This window comes from Gordonia sp. LMA484 (assembly GCF_058129505.1).
This window is the reverse complement of sequence record NZ_CM176700.1, coordinates 6,256,015-6,272,368: the sequence shown is the minus strand read 5'-3', so window position 1 is coordinate 6,272,368 and position 16,354 is coordinate 6,256,015. Positions and strand designations below refer to the sequence as shown.

General features: G+C 66.2%; 12 protein-coding genes, 1 tRNA gene and 1 pseudogene. 7 read left to right on the top strand and 7 right to left on the bottom strand.

Annotated features, from left to right (window positions below):
• Positions 1-91: 91 nt before the first annotated feature.
• A complete protein-coding gene (gene dcd / locus AC4AMJ_RS27895; protein ID WP_489897862.1) occupies positions 92-667 on the bottom strand; it encodes a dCTP deaminase in 576 nt (191 codons plus the stop codon).
• Positions 668-909: 242 nt separating this feature from the next.
• On the opposite strand from dcd, the gene AC4AMJ_RS27890 reads away from it, so the two are divergent.
• A complete protein-coding gene (locus AC4AMJ_RS27890; RefSeq protein WP_489916179.1) occupies positions 910-2,343 on the top strand; it encodes a hypothetical protein in 1,434 nt (477 codons plus the stop codon).
• Between the two features lie 124 nt (positions 2,344-2,467).
• On the opposite strand, the gene AC4AMJ_RS27885 is transcribed toward AC4AMJ_RS27890, so the two are convergent.
• Positions 2,468-3,103 carry a TetR family transcriptional regulator gene (locus tag AC4AMJ_RS27885; protein ID WP_489897864.1) on the bottom strand — a complete coding sequence of 212 codons (636 nt, stop codon included), beginning with the start codon at positions 3,101-3,103 and terminating at the stop codon, positions 2,468-2,470.
• Between the two features lie 150 nt (positions 3,104-3,253).
• On the opposite strand from AC4AMJ_RS27885, the gene AC4AMJ_RS27880 reads away from it, so the two are divergent.
• Both AC4AMJ_RS27880 and AC4AMJ_RS27875 read left to right on the top strand, forming a co-directional pair.
• Positions 3,254-3,327 (top strand) — tRNA-Gly (locus AC4AMJ_RS27880).
• Between the two features lie 218 nt (positions 3,328-3,545).
• Positions 3,546-4,319 carry an enoyl-CoA hydratase gene (locus tag AC4AMJ_RS27875; protein WP_489916177.1) on the top strand — a complete coding sequence of 258 codons (774 nt, stop codon included), beginning with the start codon at positions 3,546-3,548 and terminating at the stop codon, positions 4,317-4,319.
• Between the two features lie 254 nt (positions 4,320-4,573).
• On the opposite strand, the gene AC4AMJ_RS27870 is transcribed toward AC4AMJ_RS27875, so the two are convergent.
• Positions 4,574-6,442 carry a hypothetical protein gene (locus AC4AMJ_RS27870; RefSeq protein ID WP_489916175.1) on the bottom strand — a complete coding sequence of 623 codons (1,869 nt, stop codon included), beginning with the start codon at positions 6,440-6,442 and terminating at the stop codon, positions 4,574-4,576.
• 375 nt (positions 6,443-6,817) lie between these two features.
• Here AC4AMJ_RS27870 and AC4AMJ_RS27865 point away from each other — a divergent pair, with 375 nt between their 5' ends.
• The 4 genes from AC4AMJ_RS27865 (at position 6,818) to AC4AMJ_RS27850 (ending at position 10,526) form a co-directional block, all read left to right on the top strand.
• Entirely contained in the window at positions 6,818-7,987 is a 1,170-nt protein-coding gene (locus AC4AMJ_RS27865) for an alpha-hydroxy-acid oxidizing protein (protein ID WP_489897867.1), read from the top strand.
• Between the two features lie 187 nt (positions 7,988-8,174).
• The gene (locus AC4AMJ_RS27860) at positions 8,175-8,621 is read left to right on the top strand and encodes a hypothetical protein (RefSeq protein ID WP_489916173.1); all 447 of its coding nucleotides are present in this window, start codon (positions 8,175-8,177) and stop codon (positions 8,619-8,621) included.
• A 119-nt stretch (positions 8,622-8,740) separates the two neighbouring features.
• Positions 8,741-9,442, top strand: coding sequence for an SRPBCC family protein (locus AC4AMJ_RS27855; RefSeq protein ID WP_489916171.1), 702 nt, complete (start codon positions 8,741-8,743; stop codon positions 9,440-9,442).
• Positions 9,443-9,539: 97 nt separating this feature from the next.
• Positions 9,540-10,526 carry an LLM class flavin-dependent oxidoreductase gene (locus AC4AMJ_RS27850; protein ID WP_489916169.1) on the top strand — a complete coding sequence of 329 codons (987 nt, stop codon included), beginning with the start codon at positions 9,540-9,542 and terminating at the stop codon, positions 10,524-10,526.
• Between the two features lie 28 nt (positions 10,527-10,554).
• Here AC4AMJ_RS27850 and AC4AMJ_RS27845 read toward each other — a convergent pair whose 3' ends face one another.
• The 4 genes and pseudogenes from AC4AMJ_RS27845 to AC4AMJ_RS27830 form a co-directional block, all read right to left on the bottom strand.
• Positions 10,555-10,974: a pyridoxamine 5'-phosphate oxidase family protein gene (locus AC4AMJ_RS27845; protein ID WP_489916167.1), complete on the bottom strand. Its 420-nt coding sequence runs from the start codon at positions 10,972-10,974 to the stop codon at positions 10,555-10,557.
• A gap of 288 nt (positions 10,975-11,262) precedes the next feature.
• Positions 11,263-12,693, bottom strand: coding sequence for an IS607 family element RNA-guided endonuclease TnpB (tnpB, locus tag AC4AMJ_RS27840; RefSeq protein WP_489916165.1), 1,431 nt, complete (start codon positions 12,691-12,693; stop codon positions 11,263-11,265).
• Positions 12,693-13,268: pseudogene (locus AC4AMJ_RS27835) on the bottom strand (IS607 family transposase). The gene tnpB and the pseudogene AC4AMJ_RS27835 overlap by 1 nt, the downstream one beginning before the upstream one ends.
• 255 nt (positions 13,269-13,523) lie before the next feature.
• Positions 13,524-16,256: a cation-translocating P-type ATPase gene (locus tag AC4AMJ_RS27830; protein ID WP_489897873.1), complete on the bottom strand. Its 2,733-nt coding sequence runs from the start codon at positions 16,254-16,256 to the stop codon at positions 13,524-13,526.
• Between the last annotated feature and the right edge of the window lie 98 nt (positions 16,257-16,354).

The window sequence follows — 16,354 nt, the reverse complement described above, 5'->3', positions numbered from 1 at the left end:
TGCGGCGGCGACGCGACCACGACATGACCCGGCCCGATCGATCCGATGAACAGCGATCGTCGGAGGTGAACGCCGCGCCAACGCGCGCAGGTCAGTCCGACGACTGAGCGAAGTTCAGGTACGCCTTCGATGGTGTCGGGCCACGCTGACCCTGGTACTTCGAGCCCACCGCCGCGCTGCCATAGGGGTGCTCGGCCGGGCTCGACAGCCGGATCAGGCACAGCTGGCCGATCTTCATCCCGGGCCACAAGGTGATCGGCAGGTTGGCGACATTGGAGAGTTCGAGTGTGATGTGCCCCGAGAACCCGGGGTCGATGAAACCAGCGGTCGAGTGCGTGAGCAGACCCAATCGACCCAACGACGATTTGCCCTCGAGCCTGCCGGCGAGGTCGTCGGGCAGCGTGCACACCTCCAGGGTCGAGCCCAGCACGAACTCACCGGGGTGTAGCACGAACGGTTCGCCCTCGCCCGGCTGAACCAGCGAGGTCAACTCGTCCTGACGCTGGGCCGGGTCGATGTGGGTGTAACGCGTGTTGTTGAAGACCCGGAAGAAGCTGTCGAGTCGCACGTCGACGCTCGAGGGCTGCACGAGCGCCGGGTCGAACGGTTCGAGCGCCAACCGCCCACCGGCGATCTCGGCGCGGATGTCGCGATCGGAGAGCAGCACGCCTGTGAGGTTAACCGACCCGCCTCGGGTGAACAGCGTGTGGCCGCGAGCCGTCGAAGTAGATGCGACTTTCGTCGAAACATGGTCAATACGGACACCGTCTCCTACAGTGACCTCCGTGACTGTCGCGTGATCGGTACGTGATGGGCACGAGACACTGCACAGAGGGGCCGGACGGTTGATCCGGGCGAGTCGGGGAATCGGGGCGGATGGGCGCGCGTGGGGTTGTTTCGGGTCGTTCGATGACGTTGTCGCGAGGTGCCGCCCGTCGGTTCCTGCTCACGACGGTCGCCGTCGGGGCGGTGATCGCGGTCGCGGTCTCGTTCGGGGGTGAACGCGGAGTCGGCGCGATGGCGTCTGCGAAGCCGGTGACACCGGCGGCGACCGCTCCCTCCGCCGAGCCCACGGAGTGTGTCGGTTCGAGATTCGCGACCTTCGGGGCCGTCTACGACGCCATCTTCGACTCGCTGCTGCCGAGGATGCCCGACGAGATCAAGAATCAGGCGTCGACCATCCGCGCCCGTGCCCACCGGGACATGCAGCGCACGCGCATCGCGAAACTCGCGGTCTCCAATCACCCGTACGACCTGGGCGCCGACGACAAAGACCCGATCATGACGTATCGGGATCCCATCTCGCAGTGGATCGTCACGCAGTTGATCAACGTGCGCAACGGGCACGCCGCCGAGGCGATCCCCGTCGAGAACCTGACGGTGGCCCAGGCCGTCGAGACCGTGTGGCTCTATCTCTACGTGACGGTGATGGTTCCGCTCACCATCGCTCGTCGAACCGTGCCGTCCATCGCCACCATCGCCGGTCCGATCACGGTCGGCACCCTGATCACCCTGCCGATCCTGCTCGGCGTGTTCGCGGCCACCCAGCTCTACAAGGCGGTCAGCGCGAAGCTGATCGATGCGTGCATCGTGTCGGTCACGCGCTCGGAGAAGGAGAATGCGGGCAAAGCTGTCAAGGATTTCCGGTTCACCTCCGCGGTGCCCGAGATCATCCGCGACATCGCCGGGCAGGTGGACATCGCCGACCCGACGACCTGCCCGTCGATCGGCAGTGTCCCGCTGTCGCGGATCGTGACGCGGACGTCGAACTACCTGCAGTCGATCACGAGCAATCCGGCGACGGACCGTCGGATTGCTGTAATGACCGACGGTCTGCAGGGCTGGATGCGGCAGACACGTGTGCATCAGAACCTGATCCCGGCCGACCCCGCCGACTTCAACCTGCCCGAGTACGCGATCTCGCAGATCGGGGTGCTGATCCCCTATGTCGGTGGCGCGCCACTGGACATCGGTATCGGGTTGAGCCACAACCGCAATCAGGGCGACGACCTGTTGGCGACCGAGCCGCTGTCCGAACTGTCGGTGACCAAGACGCTGACCGCGGCGTACTACGCGTATGCGCTTGCCGCGCACATGGTCGAACTGGCCTGGTCCGAAGCCGGGGTCGACCCTGCCGCGTCGGTGCTGAACGATCTGTTCCCCGGCGCGGGGATCACCGCGGACATGGTCCCCAAGTCGACCGGGATCGTCGGGGCACCGAACCTCTACGGACTTGTCGTGTACCACAACGTTCTTCGCTCGATGTGTCTTGCCGAGGACAAGCGGCCCGCGCCGGCGACGCCGGCCAAGAAGCCGGTGAAGGTGACCGCGGCGAGGTGGTGATCGGGACCCAACCCCGCCACCGGCTGCTGAAAACCACCCTCACGAGACGCGCCGTCGGCATTTCGCCGACGGTGGTCACGAGGTGGGCGGTTGTGGGCGGCTTTCTCTGCGCGGGCAGTTCCGGTCAGGGGGTGAGGGGGTGGCCGAGGATGCCCAGCCCGGCGAAGGCCAGTTCGGCGAGGATGTCGGTGTACCGGGACAGCTGTCCACCCCGGTCGTCGGATTCCGTTGCGTCGACGAGTCCTTTGATTCCGTCGAACGCACCAACCAGGACTGTGGCCAGCCCGACCGGGTCGAGGTCGTCGCGGAACTCCCGGGATTCCTGGCCTGCACGAATGATCCCGCTCAACAGCGTGATCCACGCGTCCATGGGTTTGGTGACGACCTCGGCGAACGCTTCGTCGGCGCCCAGTTCCTTAACGAGCCGCACCACACTCCACGCCCCGGGTTCGCGGTCGAGGAGATCGACCATCGCCGGGATGACGTCGGCAAGTTGCTCAGTCGGGGTCGTATGCGCCACGACGCGCTGCTGAACCTCGTCAACCCAGCGACGTTCCTGGTCGTCGATGACGGCCAGCGCCAGCGCGGCCTTCGACGGGAAATAGAAGTAGAAGGCGCCTTTGGTGAGCCCGGACCCCGCGATCAGTTCACTGAACTTTGTTGCCCCATAGCCCTTCTCAGCGAACACTCGGGCCGCGACATCGAGCAGCAGGGCCCGGGTGGCGGCGCCCTTCGCGGTCGACGGTTCGGCTGGACTCACACCGGAGAGAGTAAACGTTCTGGTAGGTTTTTTCAAACCTACTGGTAGGTTTTTAATGGTGTCAGATCTCGACGCGCTGAACAGACCACCACCCCACCGAGCGTCGCGACTGTTTGCTACTCTTTCGATCGCGCGGTGAATGCCTCGCACGCCGATGTAGTTCAATGGCAGAACATCAGCTTCCCAAGCTGAATACGCGGGTTCGATTCCCGTCATCGGCTCCAGAATCGCGGGAATGAACTGCATCTCGATATATCCGAGTACCCGCTGATTCGCTCATGCGGTGGTCACGATCGACTTCACCGCTGAGCGATGCCGAAGCACCCCCTCTCGGGCAGGCTGATTCTGTCGGGATCGCCGATGAAGCGGGACCCCGCACTTCTCTCGCGTGCTAGAACCGACGGTAGGGCTGAGATGCCCGACGACCGGTGAGGAGATCGGCATGTCGCAAGGGATCAGCGTTCACCAGGAGGCCGGGATCGGCGTCGTCACGCTCACCGAAGCGGGCCGCCGCAATCCGTTGTCGTCCGACACGATGCACGAGATCACGTCTGCCCTCCGCACCTTCGACTCCACGGCCGACGTCCGGGTGATCACGATCCGCGCACTCGGCCCCGCCTTCTCGGCCGGTCACGACCTGTCCGAGCTGGTCGGTCGAACCCTCGACGACGAACGCGCGGTCTTCGCGGCGTGCACCGAGATGATGGCCGCGGTGCACGATGTGCGGCAACCGGTCATCGCCGAGGTCGCGGGGTTCGCCTTTGCCGCCGGATGCCAACTCGTCGCGACCTGTGATCTCGCCGTCGCCGCAACGTCGGCGAGGTTCAGCACACCGGGAGTCAAGATCGGGTTGTTCTGTTCGACCCCGATGGTCGCGCTCACCCGGGCGATCGGGCGCAAGCGGGCGATGAAGATGTTGTTGACCGGCGACGTCATCGATGCCGCCACCGCCGCCGACTGGGGACTGGTGAACGATGTCGTCGCCGATGACGAATTAGCCTCCACAGTGCGAGATCTCGCGTTGAGGATCGCGTCATCGAGTGCACTGACCGTGGGCATCGGGAAGTCGGCGTTCTACCGACAGATCGACGAGAGCGAAGTGGATGCCTACGCCCTGATGCAGGAGACGATGGCGACCAATGCGATGAAGTGTGACGCCCAGGAAGGGATGTCGGCGTTCCTGGACAAACGAGATCCGATCTGGACCGACTCCTGATCTCGGTTGCGGTACTTCCGGATTCAAAGCACCAGCGGAACAACCACACCCGGCCCCCGACCAGACCCAAAGCACCGCCGAACCCAAAGCATTAGCGGAACAACCACACCCGGCCCCTGAGGAGGCCCGGAGCGCTAGCGGAGGGCCGTCACGAAGGGCCGAGTTGGGGATGGGGTGGGCAGAGAAATCCAGCCGGCCGTGGAACGGCCCCGAACAACCATTTCGGTCGTCCGGGGCCGCGATCTGGGTGCGGGTCAGTCGCTGGTGCTCGACCCACTCGAATCGGTCGACCCCGAATCGCTTGTCGACTCGGTCGACTGCGTGTCGCTCGACGCCACGGTGCCGGCGGTCGACGAGTCGACGTCGTTCGAGGCCACGGTGTCCGCCGTCGATCCACTCGAGGCGTCGGTTGCCTGCGATGTGGAGTCGGAGGTGTCGGTGTCCGTCGCCGATTCCGTGGAGCTCAGTGTCGGGCCGGTGGAGGTGACCTCCGACGCAGGAGCCACGGTCACCGTCTGAGGCGCGGCCGAGTTGTCGGGCTCATCGGCCTGCACCGCCGCGGGCAACACCGCGCTGCGAGCTGTCACCGTCGGCGCGGGCGCCACGGTTCCGGTTGTTCCGGTGGCCCGGGTGGCTCCTGCACCAGTCGCCTGCGGGTCGATCGAAGGCAGACCGAACGGCAGGTCGAAGCTCGGCACATCGAAACTCGGGATCAGCTCACCGAGATCGAACGTGCCGGCGTGATACACCGGCAGAGCCAGATAGTTCGGCCGCCACTGTCCGTTGATCTCGACGAGGGGAGCAAAGGTGAACGTGGAACCGAGCCAGTGCATGACCACCGAATCCGAGAATCCATAGCCGCTGGTCAGCGCCACCGAACTCGATCCGTCGGTGCTCAGACGCACGAAATCCTTCGTCAGCACAGGAGATTGGCCGGCGAGAATATCGCTGACCACGGTACCGAGGACGTCCTGTGGTGAGTAGACGGCCGCGGTTGGATCTGTCAGGGCGACCTGCAGAGAGCGATCCGGATGCACCATCGCGGAGGCATCGAAGAGTCCACCGACGTTGAACGCTGCGCCGACGTCATCGGCATAGGCGAAGCTGATGCCCCCGAAGGCGTCGACCTGCTGGACTCCTGGCAGAACCGTCGGATCCTGGATCGTCAGACCGAGCAGGTCGCCGAACGGCCCAGTCGCAGAAGGGTACTGCGATGGGGAGTTTCCGAACAACGTTGCGCCGACGTCGTCGGTGTTCCACGCGTGTGCAAGGCCGCCGATGGTGAAGGCATAGGCTGTCCGTCCGTCGCTGGCGCCCGCAGTCGCCAGGCCGCCGGAACTCGAGTGGGCGAATGCGTCACCGCCGGTGGTGGCGAACGCGACGTGGTACCCGTTGCCGCTGATCGTCGCGGTGCCGTCCGCTTGCGCCGGTTGGCCCAGCGCCGGCATCTGGTCGCCGATACCGAGAAAGTTCAACGCGTTGTAGCCGGTCTCGACGATCGTGTACGCGCCGCCGGCAAGCTGATAGATGCTCGCCGGCACGAGTTCGATGTTCTCCGGGGCGACCATCGCGATACCGGTGCCCGTCGACTGGGTGCCGTCGGCACCGCCGTTCGAACCGCCCGGTCCGGCCACCTGGATGCCGTACTCGTCGGCCAGTTGCGAGCCGCCGCCGTTGATCACGGCAGCGAGGACGGTGTTCAGGTCAACCGAGTTGGTGTCCTTGATCGCTTGCTGCACCTCGGCGAGGCTCCGTTGGAACTCCTGCGCGTCTTGGACGCCCTGGGCGATCTGATCGAGGATCGTCAGAGGCTGGTTGGGCTGTGTCGGAACGATCACGGTGATGGCGCCCTGAGCAGCGTCTTGGACATCCTTGATGGTGCCGGTGACGTTCGCAATGGCGTCGTTGACGCTCTGGTTGATGCCCTGGGTGATGGTGCCGATGAGCGACGCCTGCGCGGGCTGTGCGGCCGCGCCCATGCCGATGGCGGCGGCGGACAGGACGACGAGTGCTCCGCGGAGTGCCTTCTTCGACGGTTTGATGTAGTTCCATTTCCGGCTGCCCGAGGGTTCGCCGGTCTGGGTCAGCGGGACGTCGTTGTCCTCGCTGGACGGGGTGGACATGTACTTCACTTCCTTCATCTCAATTGGTGTGCGCATCTAGTACATCGCTGATAGACACAACATAGATACATGTTTCCGGAAGTGTTTCTGTGACTTGCATGACGCTGTGAGCACCACCTAATTCACGCGACTTACAGTGAGAAACTGCACTTCAGCGCCCGCATCTCCCAGCGCGCTGACATCACTTGGTAAAGCGTTGGTAAAGCGATCCTCGTGAATAGACCCCAACGCTCGGGGCGCCGATCCCGCCCGAGCTCTGACGACGATGCCGTACATTCGGGAGTCGCCACGTGACTGCAGTCACACGGGGGCGGGCTCGGCGACAGCCGGGTGGAACGTCGCGACTTGACCGATCCGCACAAGGGAGACAGTGACATGACACCGGATTACGGGGCCTTCCAGCTGGAGATCTATCTGGCCGGGACCCAGGGGGTGCTACCCCGCTACCCGGTGGACTCCGAGTCGCTCGAACACAAGGCGCAGGACGTTCTGCCACCCTGGATCTGGTCGTACGTCGCGGGTGGCTGCGGGAATGAGCGAACCCAGCGCGCGAACGTCGACGCCTTCGACACGTGGGGCCTCGTGCCCCGCATGGGTGTCGGGGCGACCGAGCGTGATCTGTCCGTCGAGTTGTTCGGGACGACGCTGCCGTCGCCGGTGTTCATGGCGCCCATCGGAGTGATCGGGATCTGCTCCCAGGACTTCCACGGCGACCTGGCCGTCGCGCGGGCCGCCGAGCGCACCGGCGTCCCGGCGGTACAGTCCACGCTGTCGATGGACCCCATGGAGGCCACCGGCGCGATCCACCAGGAGACACCGGGCTTCTTCCAGCTCTACATGCCCAAGGATCGTGACCTCGCACTGAGTTTCATCCAGCGTGCGGAGCAGTCCGGGTACAAGGGAATCGCCGTCACGATGGACACCTGGACGCCGGGCTGGCGGCCACGGGACCTCAACACGTCGAACTTTCCGCAGCTGCGCGGTATGTGTATCTCCAACTACTTCACCGACCCCAACTTCACCGGCAAGCTCGACAAGAGTCCGGAGGAGGACATGGCCTCGGCTGTGCTGGCTTGGGCGTTGAACTTCGGCCAGCCGGTCACCTGGGACGATCTGGCCTGGATTCGTGAGGTGACCGATCTGCCGGTCATGCCGAAGGGGATCTGCCATCCCGACGACGTCCGGCGCGCGATCGACGTCGGCGCCGACGCGATCTACTGCTCGAATCACGGTGGGCGCCAAGCCAATGGCGGACTGTCTGCATTGCAGCACCTGCCCGACGTGGTGGCCGCGGCCGGTGAGACACCCGTCCTGTTCGATTCGGGGGTGCGCAACGGCAGCGACGTCGTCCTCGCCCTCGCGCTCGGCGCCACCGCGGTCGGCATCGGCCGCTCCTACGCCTACGCGCTGGCCGTCGGCGGCGAGGACGGTCTGGTCCATCACCTCCGGTCGGTCCTGGCCGAGGCCGACCTGCTGATGGCGATCAACGGCTATCCCACGATTGCCGATCTGCGGGCCGACGGGGCGCTTGTGCGCCCCATGTAGCAACCCGGCGACGTCCGGGTTCGAGCCATGGCCGGCGCGACACCCCTTCTCATCACGACTGCTGCGGCAATTCGTCGAATCGGCAACCTCGGCGAGGTTCGCGAGGCACTCTCGATCGTAGGAGCGTTCGATTCGAGCGAACGGGTCGAGGCTCGCGCTCCGGCCCGACTGCTACAAGGAGCTGCCCATGAGTACTGCAGGTTGGATCATCGTCATCGTTGTCATCGTCATCGTCCTGATCGCCGCCGTACTGTTGCTCGCGCGTCAGCGTAAAGAGCGCCAACGGGTCAAAGCCCAGAACATCCGCGAGAACGCGACGCAGCAGGTCTCCGACCTACGCCATCGTGAGGCGATGGCCGAGGAGTCCGATGCACGGGCACGCAAGGCGCAGGCCGAGGCCGACGCGAAAGCGGCAGAGGCCAAGCGACTCAACGAACAAGCGCGCGTCCACCAGGGACAGGCCACCGAGTCGCGGCAGGAGATCGAGGGCGAGTTCGCTCGCGCCGACAAGATCGACCCCGATGTGGGACGCGACGGGAACCGCCGCCACACCGAGGATCAGCCCGACGACGACCGAAACCGCCACGAGGTCCAGGATCCGGAAGCACCCCCGCAGCCACCCGAGTCCCGCTGAAGGAACTTGCGGCAGAAGCGAGATCGTCGTCCGTCGCCATCACGGTACCCAGCGCTGGACTCTCGACCTCGTGACCTTGTGCCCTTGTGAACGCCCAACGCACGTCGAAGGCTTGATGCATGAGGTCCGCGGCCGGGATGGCTGGGGCGGTCGGCATCGCGTCCGTCCTCTATCGGTTGTGGCTGCGTCCTCGACTCCTGCACTGGGGTGCAAGCGATGTGGAGGTGACCGGACCGTATCCGGGAGCTGAATTCGTTCCCAGCGGCACGCGTGGAGCGACGATGGCGGTGACGATCGACGCTCCGCCGGATCTGGTGTGGCCCTGGATCGTTCAACTGGGCGGCGACCGTGCCGGGTGGTACTCCTGGGATCACCTCGACAATGCGGGGCACCCGAGCGCGCGGGAAGTGCACCCCGAGTGGCAAGACCTCGAGGTCGGCGACACGATCAAGTACCGCACGGGAAGTCAGCGGTTCGTGGACGCCTGGGTGGTTGCGGCGCTCGAGCCGAATCGCTTCCTGGGACTGCACGGGTTCACCGATCTGCGGGGCCGTTCGCTGAAGCCCGGTCGGCCCCGGCCGTCGGCGTACAGTGAGGGGCTGTGGGGTTTCCTGTTGAAGGACCTACCGGACGGGCGTACACGCCTGGTCATCGGCGGCTACGAGGCGTTCCGTCCACAATGGTTCGGACGATACATCGTTCCGTGGGTGTTTCCGCCGATGGTCTGGGTCATGCAGGCACGGATGCTGGCAGTGCTCAAACGCAATGTCGAGCGGGCCGCCGACGCCGCACGCCACGTGACGACCGCACCGTCCGAATGAGATTCTGGCCTTCTCACGGCGCCATCGGCGATGCCGGGGGGCCAGGAGGTCCCGACATGTTGTTCGTCTCGACTGATCGCGCCCCCGAGGAGCTCCGATGACACAGCCCCGACCTCTCGGCGTGGCGATCACCCCACTCGAGACGCGACGAGACCTGGTGGTGAGACTGGCGATACGCGCCGAGGAGCTGGGCTACGCCGCCGTCTATGTCGCCGAGGGTTGGGGGCACAACGCCGCGGTGCTGCTGACCGAGATCGCACTGAAGACCAGTCGTATCCGGATCGGGACCGGCGTCCTGAACGTGTGGGGCCGCAGCCCGGCGACCACGGCGATGCTCGCGACGAGCCTCGGCGACCTGGCCCCGGGACGGTTCGAGCTCGGACTCGGCGCCGGTAGTCCGCAACTCGCGGAAGGGCTGCACGGCGTCGAGTTCCGCGCCCCGGTCGCGCGTCTACGCGCCTACACCGCCGAGGTACGCAGTCTGCTCGACGGGGAGCGGGCGCACTCCGGCGTGCCCGGATGCCGCCCGATGCGGCTGGCCGCGCAACCGGCCACGTACGTTCCGATCTCGTTGGCCGCGCTGGGGCCGCAGGCCATCCGGCTCTGTGGTGAGGTCGCCGACATCTGGAACCCGTTCCTTCTGCCGCGGTCAGGGCTCGCCGAACGGACACGCCTGCTGGACGAGGGTGTCGCGGCCGTCGACGGGCGGACGCGACCCCGCATCTGTCCGGGGATTCCGACCGCGGTGCACACCGATCCTGAACAGGCGCAGGCGGTGGCGGCCTGGTGGATCACCTTCTACCTGACCAAGATGGGTCCGCTCTACGGCCAGACGCTGCGGTCGCTGGGATTCGAGGAGCCCGTGGACGCGGTCGTCGCGGCCGCAGGCGACGGTTCCACCGGACTGCCCGAGGCCGCACAGCCGTTGGTCGGCGAGCTGACCCTCACCGGAGACCCCGACACGGCCGCGGACTCCCTCGACGGGTGGTATGACGCCGGCGCCGATATGCCGACCGTCGTCCTTCCCCCGAACCGCGACCCCGACGACCTCGAGCAAACCCTGTACGCCCTGCGGCCGCAATGAAAGTCGCGCTTCGTCGGCACCACGCGGACTACAGCGGACCTTCCTCGATCGTGAACGACGCGGGCCGGTAGTCCGAGTACCTGATCCAGGTGGGCTTTATCCGGATGTAGGCGATGTCCGGCCAGTTCGATCGCTCCCGGCCGTCGGGGTAGGCGCCGAAGTAGGCCTCCCGGCATCGGTCGGCATCGGGCCCGTCGGTCAACACGTCGGCGGCGCCTTCGCATTGGACCGTCACCTCGTCGTCCCACCCGACGACGAGGGCGACGTCCGCGTTGCGGCCGAGATTGGCGTATTTGCGGGAGCTCGACGATGTGTCGAAGATGAGCTCGCCTTCGTCGGTCGCGGCGATGCCGACGAGCGCCGCCTCGGGCCGGCCGCGGGCGTCGGCGGTGGCCACGACCCCCAGGGGGTGCGCTCGTACGAACTCGACCAGTCCGGCCAGATCCATCGGTCACCCACTTCCTCCGGCATCGGGGCCGTTCATGAACGACGCGGACAGCTCCGATGCTCGCGCTGAAGGCCCCACCATCGAATCTCCATCTTGATACAAAAGCCGGTGATCATCGCGGGCTCGGCCCACCCACGCACTTCCTCACCTGGGTGTGGGACAAAGGACCCTGGCGGTTCGTCGGCGGCCGGGGAGAAGCTGGAAGCGCGCGGAGTGGTCGAGGAGAGCACATGCCCACAGTCGATGTTCCGTTGCCTGTTGGTGAGCAAACGTGAGTGTGCTCGTTCATCAGGCAGCCTCGCCTTGCGGTGAGGCGCTTCCGTTACCGGATTCAGGTTTCATCGCCACCAGCGCCGCCGGAGCGGTCGTCTTACGGTCGGCTCCACCATTGTCGAAGCAGGCACTGTGCTCCGCTCGCGCATAGCGTGCGAGGTTGATTGCGGCGTTGAGATCACGATCGATCTGCAACCCGCAGTCGCCGTTACTGCACTGGTAGAGGCGTTCTGACAGGGCCAGTTTGGTTTTCACTGACCCGCAGCCAGAACACGTCTTCGAGCTTGGATACCACCGATCGACTCGCACGCATGTCGAGCCGTACCAGCCGGTCTTGTAGTCGAGCTGCCGGAAGAACTCACCGAGCCCGGCATCAGCGATCGAACGATTCAACCCGCGTTTGCGGGCACTACCGGCGGCCATCATGTTCTTCACCGCGAGCGTCTCGGTACCGATCACCTCGAACGACTGCGCCAACCGGGTGGTGAGTTTGTGGAGTCGGTCACGCCGCAGGTTCGCGACCCGCGCGTGCTCGCGGGCGAGCTGCTGTTGGGTACGCCGCCACCCGGCCGACGGCTCCTGCCGGGGCGTACCTGCGGGGTCGTCCCACGGGCCCTGCTGGCGGGCCGCTTTGCGGTGCAACGCCCGCAACCGCCGCCCGGCATGGGAGAGTTCCTTCGGTGCCCGAACCCGCATCACCTCCCTGCCCTCCGGGGTCGCGGCGACAACAAGGTCTTTCACCCCCAGATCGATCCCGACCACCGGTGCGACCAGCTTGACGTGTGGGGGCCGCTGCACGGCGCGGGCGACGACACAGGTGAAGCTGACCAGCCACCGGCCGCGCTCGAATCGCACTGTGGCCCGGAGAATCCGTGCCGTACCCGATTCCAGGCGCCGCGCGAGCTTGCGAGTCGACTCATGGACCCGGACAGCGCCGAGTTTGGGCAACGTCACGTGATGGCGGTCAGGCTCGACGCGGATTGCGCCGGTGGTGAAGGTGAACGTGCGGGTCGACCGTTTCGATTTGAACGACGGGAACCCCACCCGCGCACCACCACGGGCGCCTTGTCGGCTGGCATCGAAGTTCGCCAACGCCTCCGATAGGTTCCTGCACGCCCCGGCGTAGGCCTCCTTCGAGTTCACCGGCCACCACGGCAACCCGTCCTCGTCGAGGGCCACCTGGTGCTTGCGGCGGTTGAACTCATTCCGCAATGACTGGAACGACCACCTCAGCGACGGGGTCAGGTCCTCAGGAGCGATCCCGTAGGACTTCTCGGCCTCCCGCTGCGACAGATTCGCCTTCACCGCCCGCAGCATCGTGTTGTATGCGAACCGCGCACCACCAGCATGCGACTCCAACACCCCGACCTGCCCATCGGACGGATCGAGTGCGTACTGGTACGCCTGTAGCACGTGCCCGTCCGGGATCTGGAACCTCACGGCCATCACACAGTCCCAGCGTCGGGTTGCTTCGCCGCGGTGACCGCCCGCATCGCCCGGTTGCGTGCTCCTCGCCGCCCGTACAGGCGGGCACACATCGACGTCAGGACCTCGATCATGTCGCGGACCAGATCATCGTCACTCTCGCCGTCGTCGGCCACCACAATACGACGGCCCTGCACCGACAATGCAGCGTCGAGGTGCTCGACCCCGAACCGCGCCAGACGGTCCCTGTGCTCCACGATCACCACTGTTGCAGACGGGTCCGACAACACCCGCCGAATCCTCGGCCGCTTGCCATTCAAGCCCGAGCCGACCTCGGACACGACCTCGCCAACCGTGTGCCCATTGACCGTGGCCCACTCGCTCACCCACGCGACCTGCCGGTCCAGATCAGCCCGCTGGTCATGCGAGGACACCCGCGCATACACAACACTCCGACCAGCAGGCTCGGTGACCGAAGTCTCCACCCACATCGTCCCCGACCCCAACCGCCGAGCAGGAACCGGCATCCGACCCTCACGAAACCACCGATACGCCGTCTACGGATGAACACCCCGCGACCGCGCCCACACAGCCAGCTACACACGCCAACAAATACACACCTTCAATCACGTCTACTCACAAACCAACGAACTGTTCAGAACCCCCGACGAGATGCCGGCGTGGGCGGTCCTGCCGGCACGCTTCGCCCGCGCCGCCTATCACGATCCGTCAGCGCAGGATGCCCGACGTCGCATCGAGAGGTTCTTCGGGGAGCACCTCGTCGGCTGACCCCGCCTCCTGGCCGCGAAACACGATCATCGCGTCGGCAACCCTGCGCTCGGTGCAGCCGGTCAGGCGCCGTCGACCGACGCCTTGCGTAGCCGACGCAGCGAGATGGCCTTGTCGATACCGACGAATGCCGGGGTGATCAGGGACAAGCCCAACGCCACCAGCCACTGGCCGCCGGTGAGCGACACCGTGTCCAGGAGGCGCTGGAGCATACCGAGTTCCACCGCGGCCCAGGTGAGCGCCCAGCCGGCGATCAGCCAGCCGAAGTACGGGAACATCGGCTGACTCCACGGCGCCTGGCGCTCGCGGCGCATCACCACTCCGAGGTTCACCGCGCTGAGCGCCACCACCGCGAAGGCCATCGTCATCGACACAGACCCACCGCTCGACGACGGCTCGTCCGGACCCCACTGCAGCAGCGCGAGTGCGGCTGCAGCGATCAGGAAGCCGCTGATCACCCAGCGGACGATCTGCGGCCCGTTGACGATCCGGGTCCCCGGTGCGCGTGGCGGACGTTCCATGACGCCCGGATCGGGGACGTCGACGATAAATCCGACCACCACCGTCACCACGACGAAGAACTTGCAGAACAACAGTTGCATCGGCAGCATCGCGACACCGCCGTTGATGTTGAAGATCGTCGCGAACACCATCAACTGCAGCACCGCCGACAGGATCGTGAGCTGAAGTCTGATGTACGACGAGATACGGCGATAGATGTCGCGGCCGAGTTCCACTGCCCGCACGAGGGTGGCGAAGTTGTCGTCGGTGAGCACGATCTTGGCAGCCTGCTTGGTGACCTCGGAACCACTACCCATCGCCACCCCGATGTCGGCCTGTTTGAGCGCAGCGGCGTCGTTGACCGCGTCACCGGTCATGGCGACGACATCCCCGTTCTCCTGCATGAGCCGGGCCAGTCGCAGTTTGTCCTCCGGCGCCACGCGACCGAACACATGCAGTTGCGGCAGCCGGCTCACCACCTCTTCGTCACTGCTCCGCTGGAGGTCGGTGCCGGTGATGACCCCGGGGCCGAGGCCGAGTTGATCGGCGATCGCGCGGGCGGTGATGGTGTGGTCGCCGGTGATCATGCGGACGTCGATCCCCGCCCCGAGTGCCGTGTGCACCGCGTCGGTCGCCTCAGTCCGCAGCGGGTCGATGATCCCGACCAGACCCACGAGCACCAGCTCGCCGACGGCGGCCATCGGATCGGCTGTCGCAGCGGCCATCGCGGCGTCGTCGAGACCCTTGGCGGCGAACGCGAGGACCCGCAGCCCCTTCTCGGACAATTCCCGGTTCGCGTCCAGAATGTGCTGGCGCATCTCGTCCACCGGCACGATCTCGCCGTGGCGGAGCGCCGCGGAGCATCGGTCGAGAACCACGTCCGGGCCGCCCTTGACGACGACGAGGTGCGGCTGCTCGACCACCGCGCCGTGAACCGTTGACGGACGGTCGTGGAAGGTGGCCATGAACTTGTAGTCGGAGTCGAACGGGACCTCGGTGACACGCGGGATCGTCCGGCGGGTGGCCTCGGCGTCGACGCCCATCTTGGCCGCCAGCACAACCAGCGCCGCCTCGGTGGGATCACCGATCACCGAACCGTCGTCGCCGACTGTGGCATCCGAGCACAGCGACAGGCCCAGCGCGAGGGGCGTGAAGTCGGGCAGGCTCCCGGCGGTGCCGAGAATCGCCCCCTGCTTCGCGTATCCGGAGCCCTCGACACGGAACCATTGATCGCCGGCGTACAACGACACCACCGTCATCGCGTTCATGGTGAGGGTGCCGGTCTTGTCGGAGTTGATCACCGTTGTGCCGCCGAGGGTCTCGACGTCGGCCAGCGACTTCACCACAGCCTTCTGCTCGGCGAGATGCTGCGCTCCCGACGACAGCATCGTCTGCACAAACGTCGGCAACCCGGTCGGGATCGATGCGATCGCCGTCGAGATACAGAGCAGCGCAAGGGTTTCACCGTCCTGGCCGCGGAGGAGGCCGATGACGCCGATGATGGCAACCGCACCCCAGGCGAGAAATCCGAAGACCTTGGTCATCCCGTCGAGCTCGCGCTGCAGCGGGGATCTCGTCCGCTTGGTGGCCGTGACCATGTCGGCGATCCGGCCCATCTGGGTTGCCGCACCGGTGGATGTCACCACGAAGACGGCGGAGCCGCGGGTGACCTGGGTGTTCTGGAACACCATGTTGGTGCGATCGCCCAACGCGACGTCGCCCCCGGAGATCACGGCCGGATCCTTGGCCACCGGGGCGCTCTCACCGGTGAGCGCGGCTTCCTGCACCTCGAGGGTCGCCGACGTCACGAGCCGTCCGTCGGCCGGCACGAGGTCGCCCGCCTCGACCAGCACGACGTCGCCCGGCACGAGATCGGCGGCCGGCACCTCGGCCACCTGCCCGCCCCGGCGCACCCGTGCCTGGGGAACCTGGAGATTCGCCAGGGCGTCGACGCTGGCCTGGGCCTTGATCTCCTGCTTCGTGCCCATCACCACGTTGAACGCGACGAGTAGCGCCACCACCAACCCCGTGGCGATCTGGCCGATCGCGAAGGCGGCCACCGCGACGATGAGCAGCATGATGTTCATCGGATTGGCCAACTGGCCGCGGGACACCGCCCAGAGCGTCGGCGGTGGCTCGGCGGTCAGCTCGTTCGGGCCATAGGTCTCGAGCCGGGCCGCCGCGTCGGCCGTGCCGAGACCCGATTCCGGGTCGACCCCGGCGGCGGCCGCGACGTCGACCCCGCTGCGCAGATAGGGGTCACCGAATGCCGGTGCGTCACTGGTGGAGGTCATGCGCGTGCGTCCTCTCGGAGTTCGCGGCGAGGGACATCCTGAGGCCGGCGAAGGACCGGCGTCGCGTCGTCCGACGCACACTCGAGCACATCATGCCC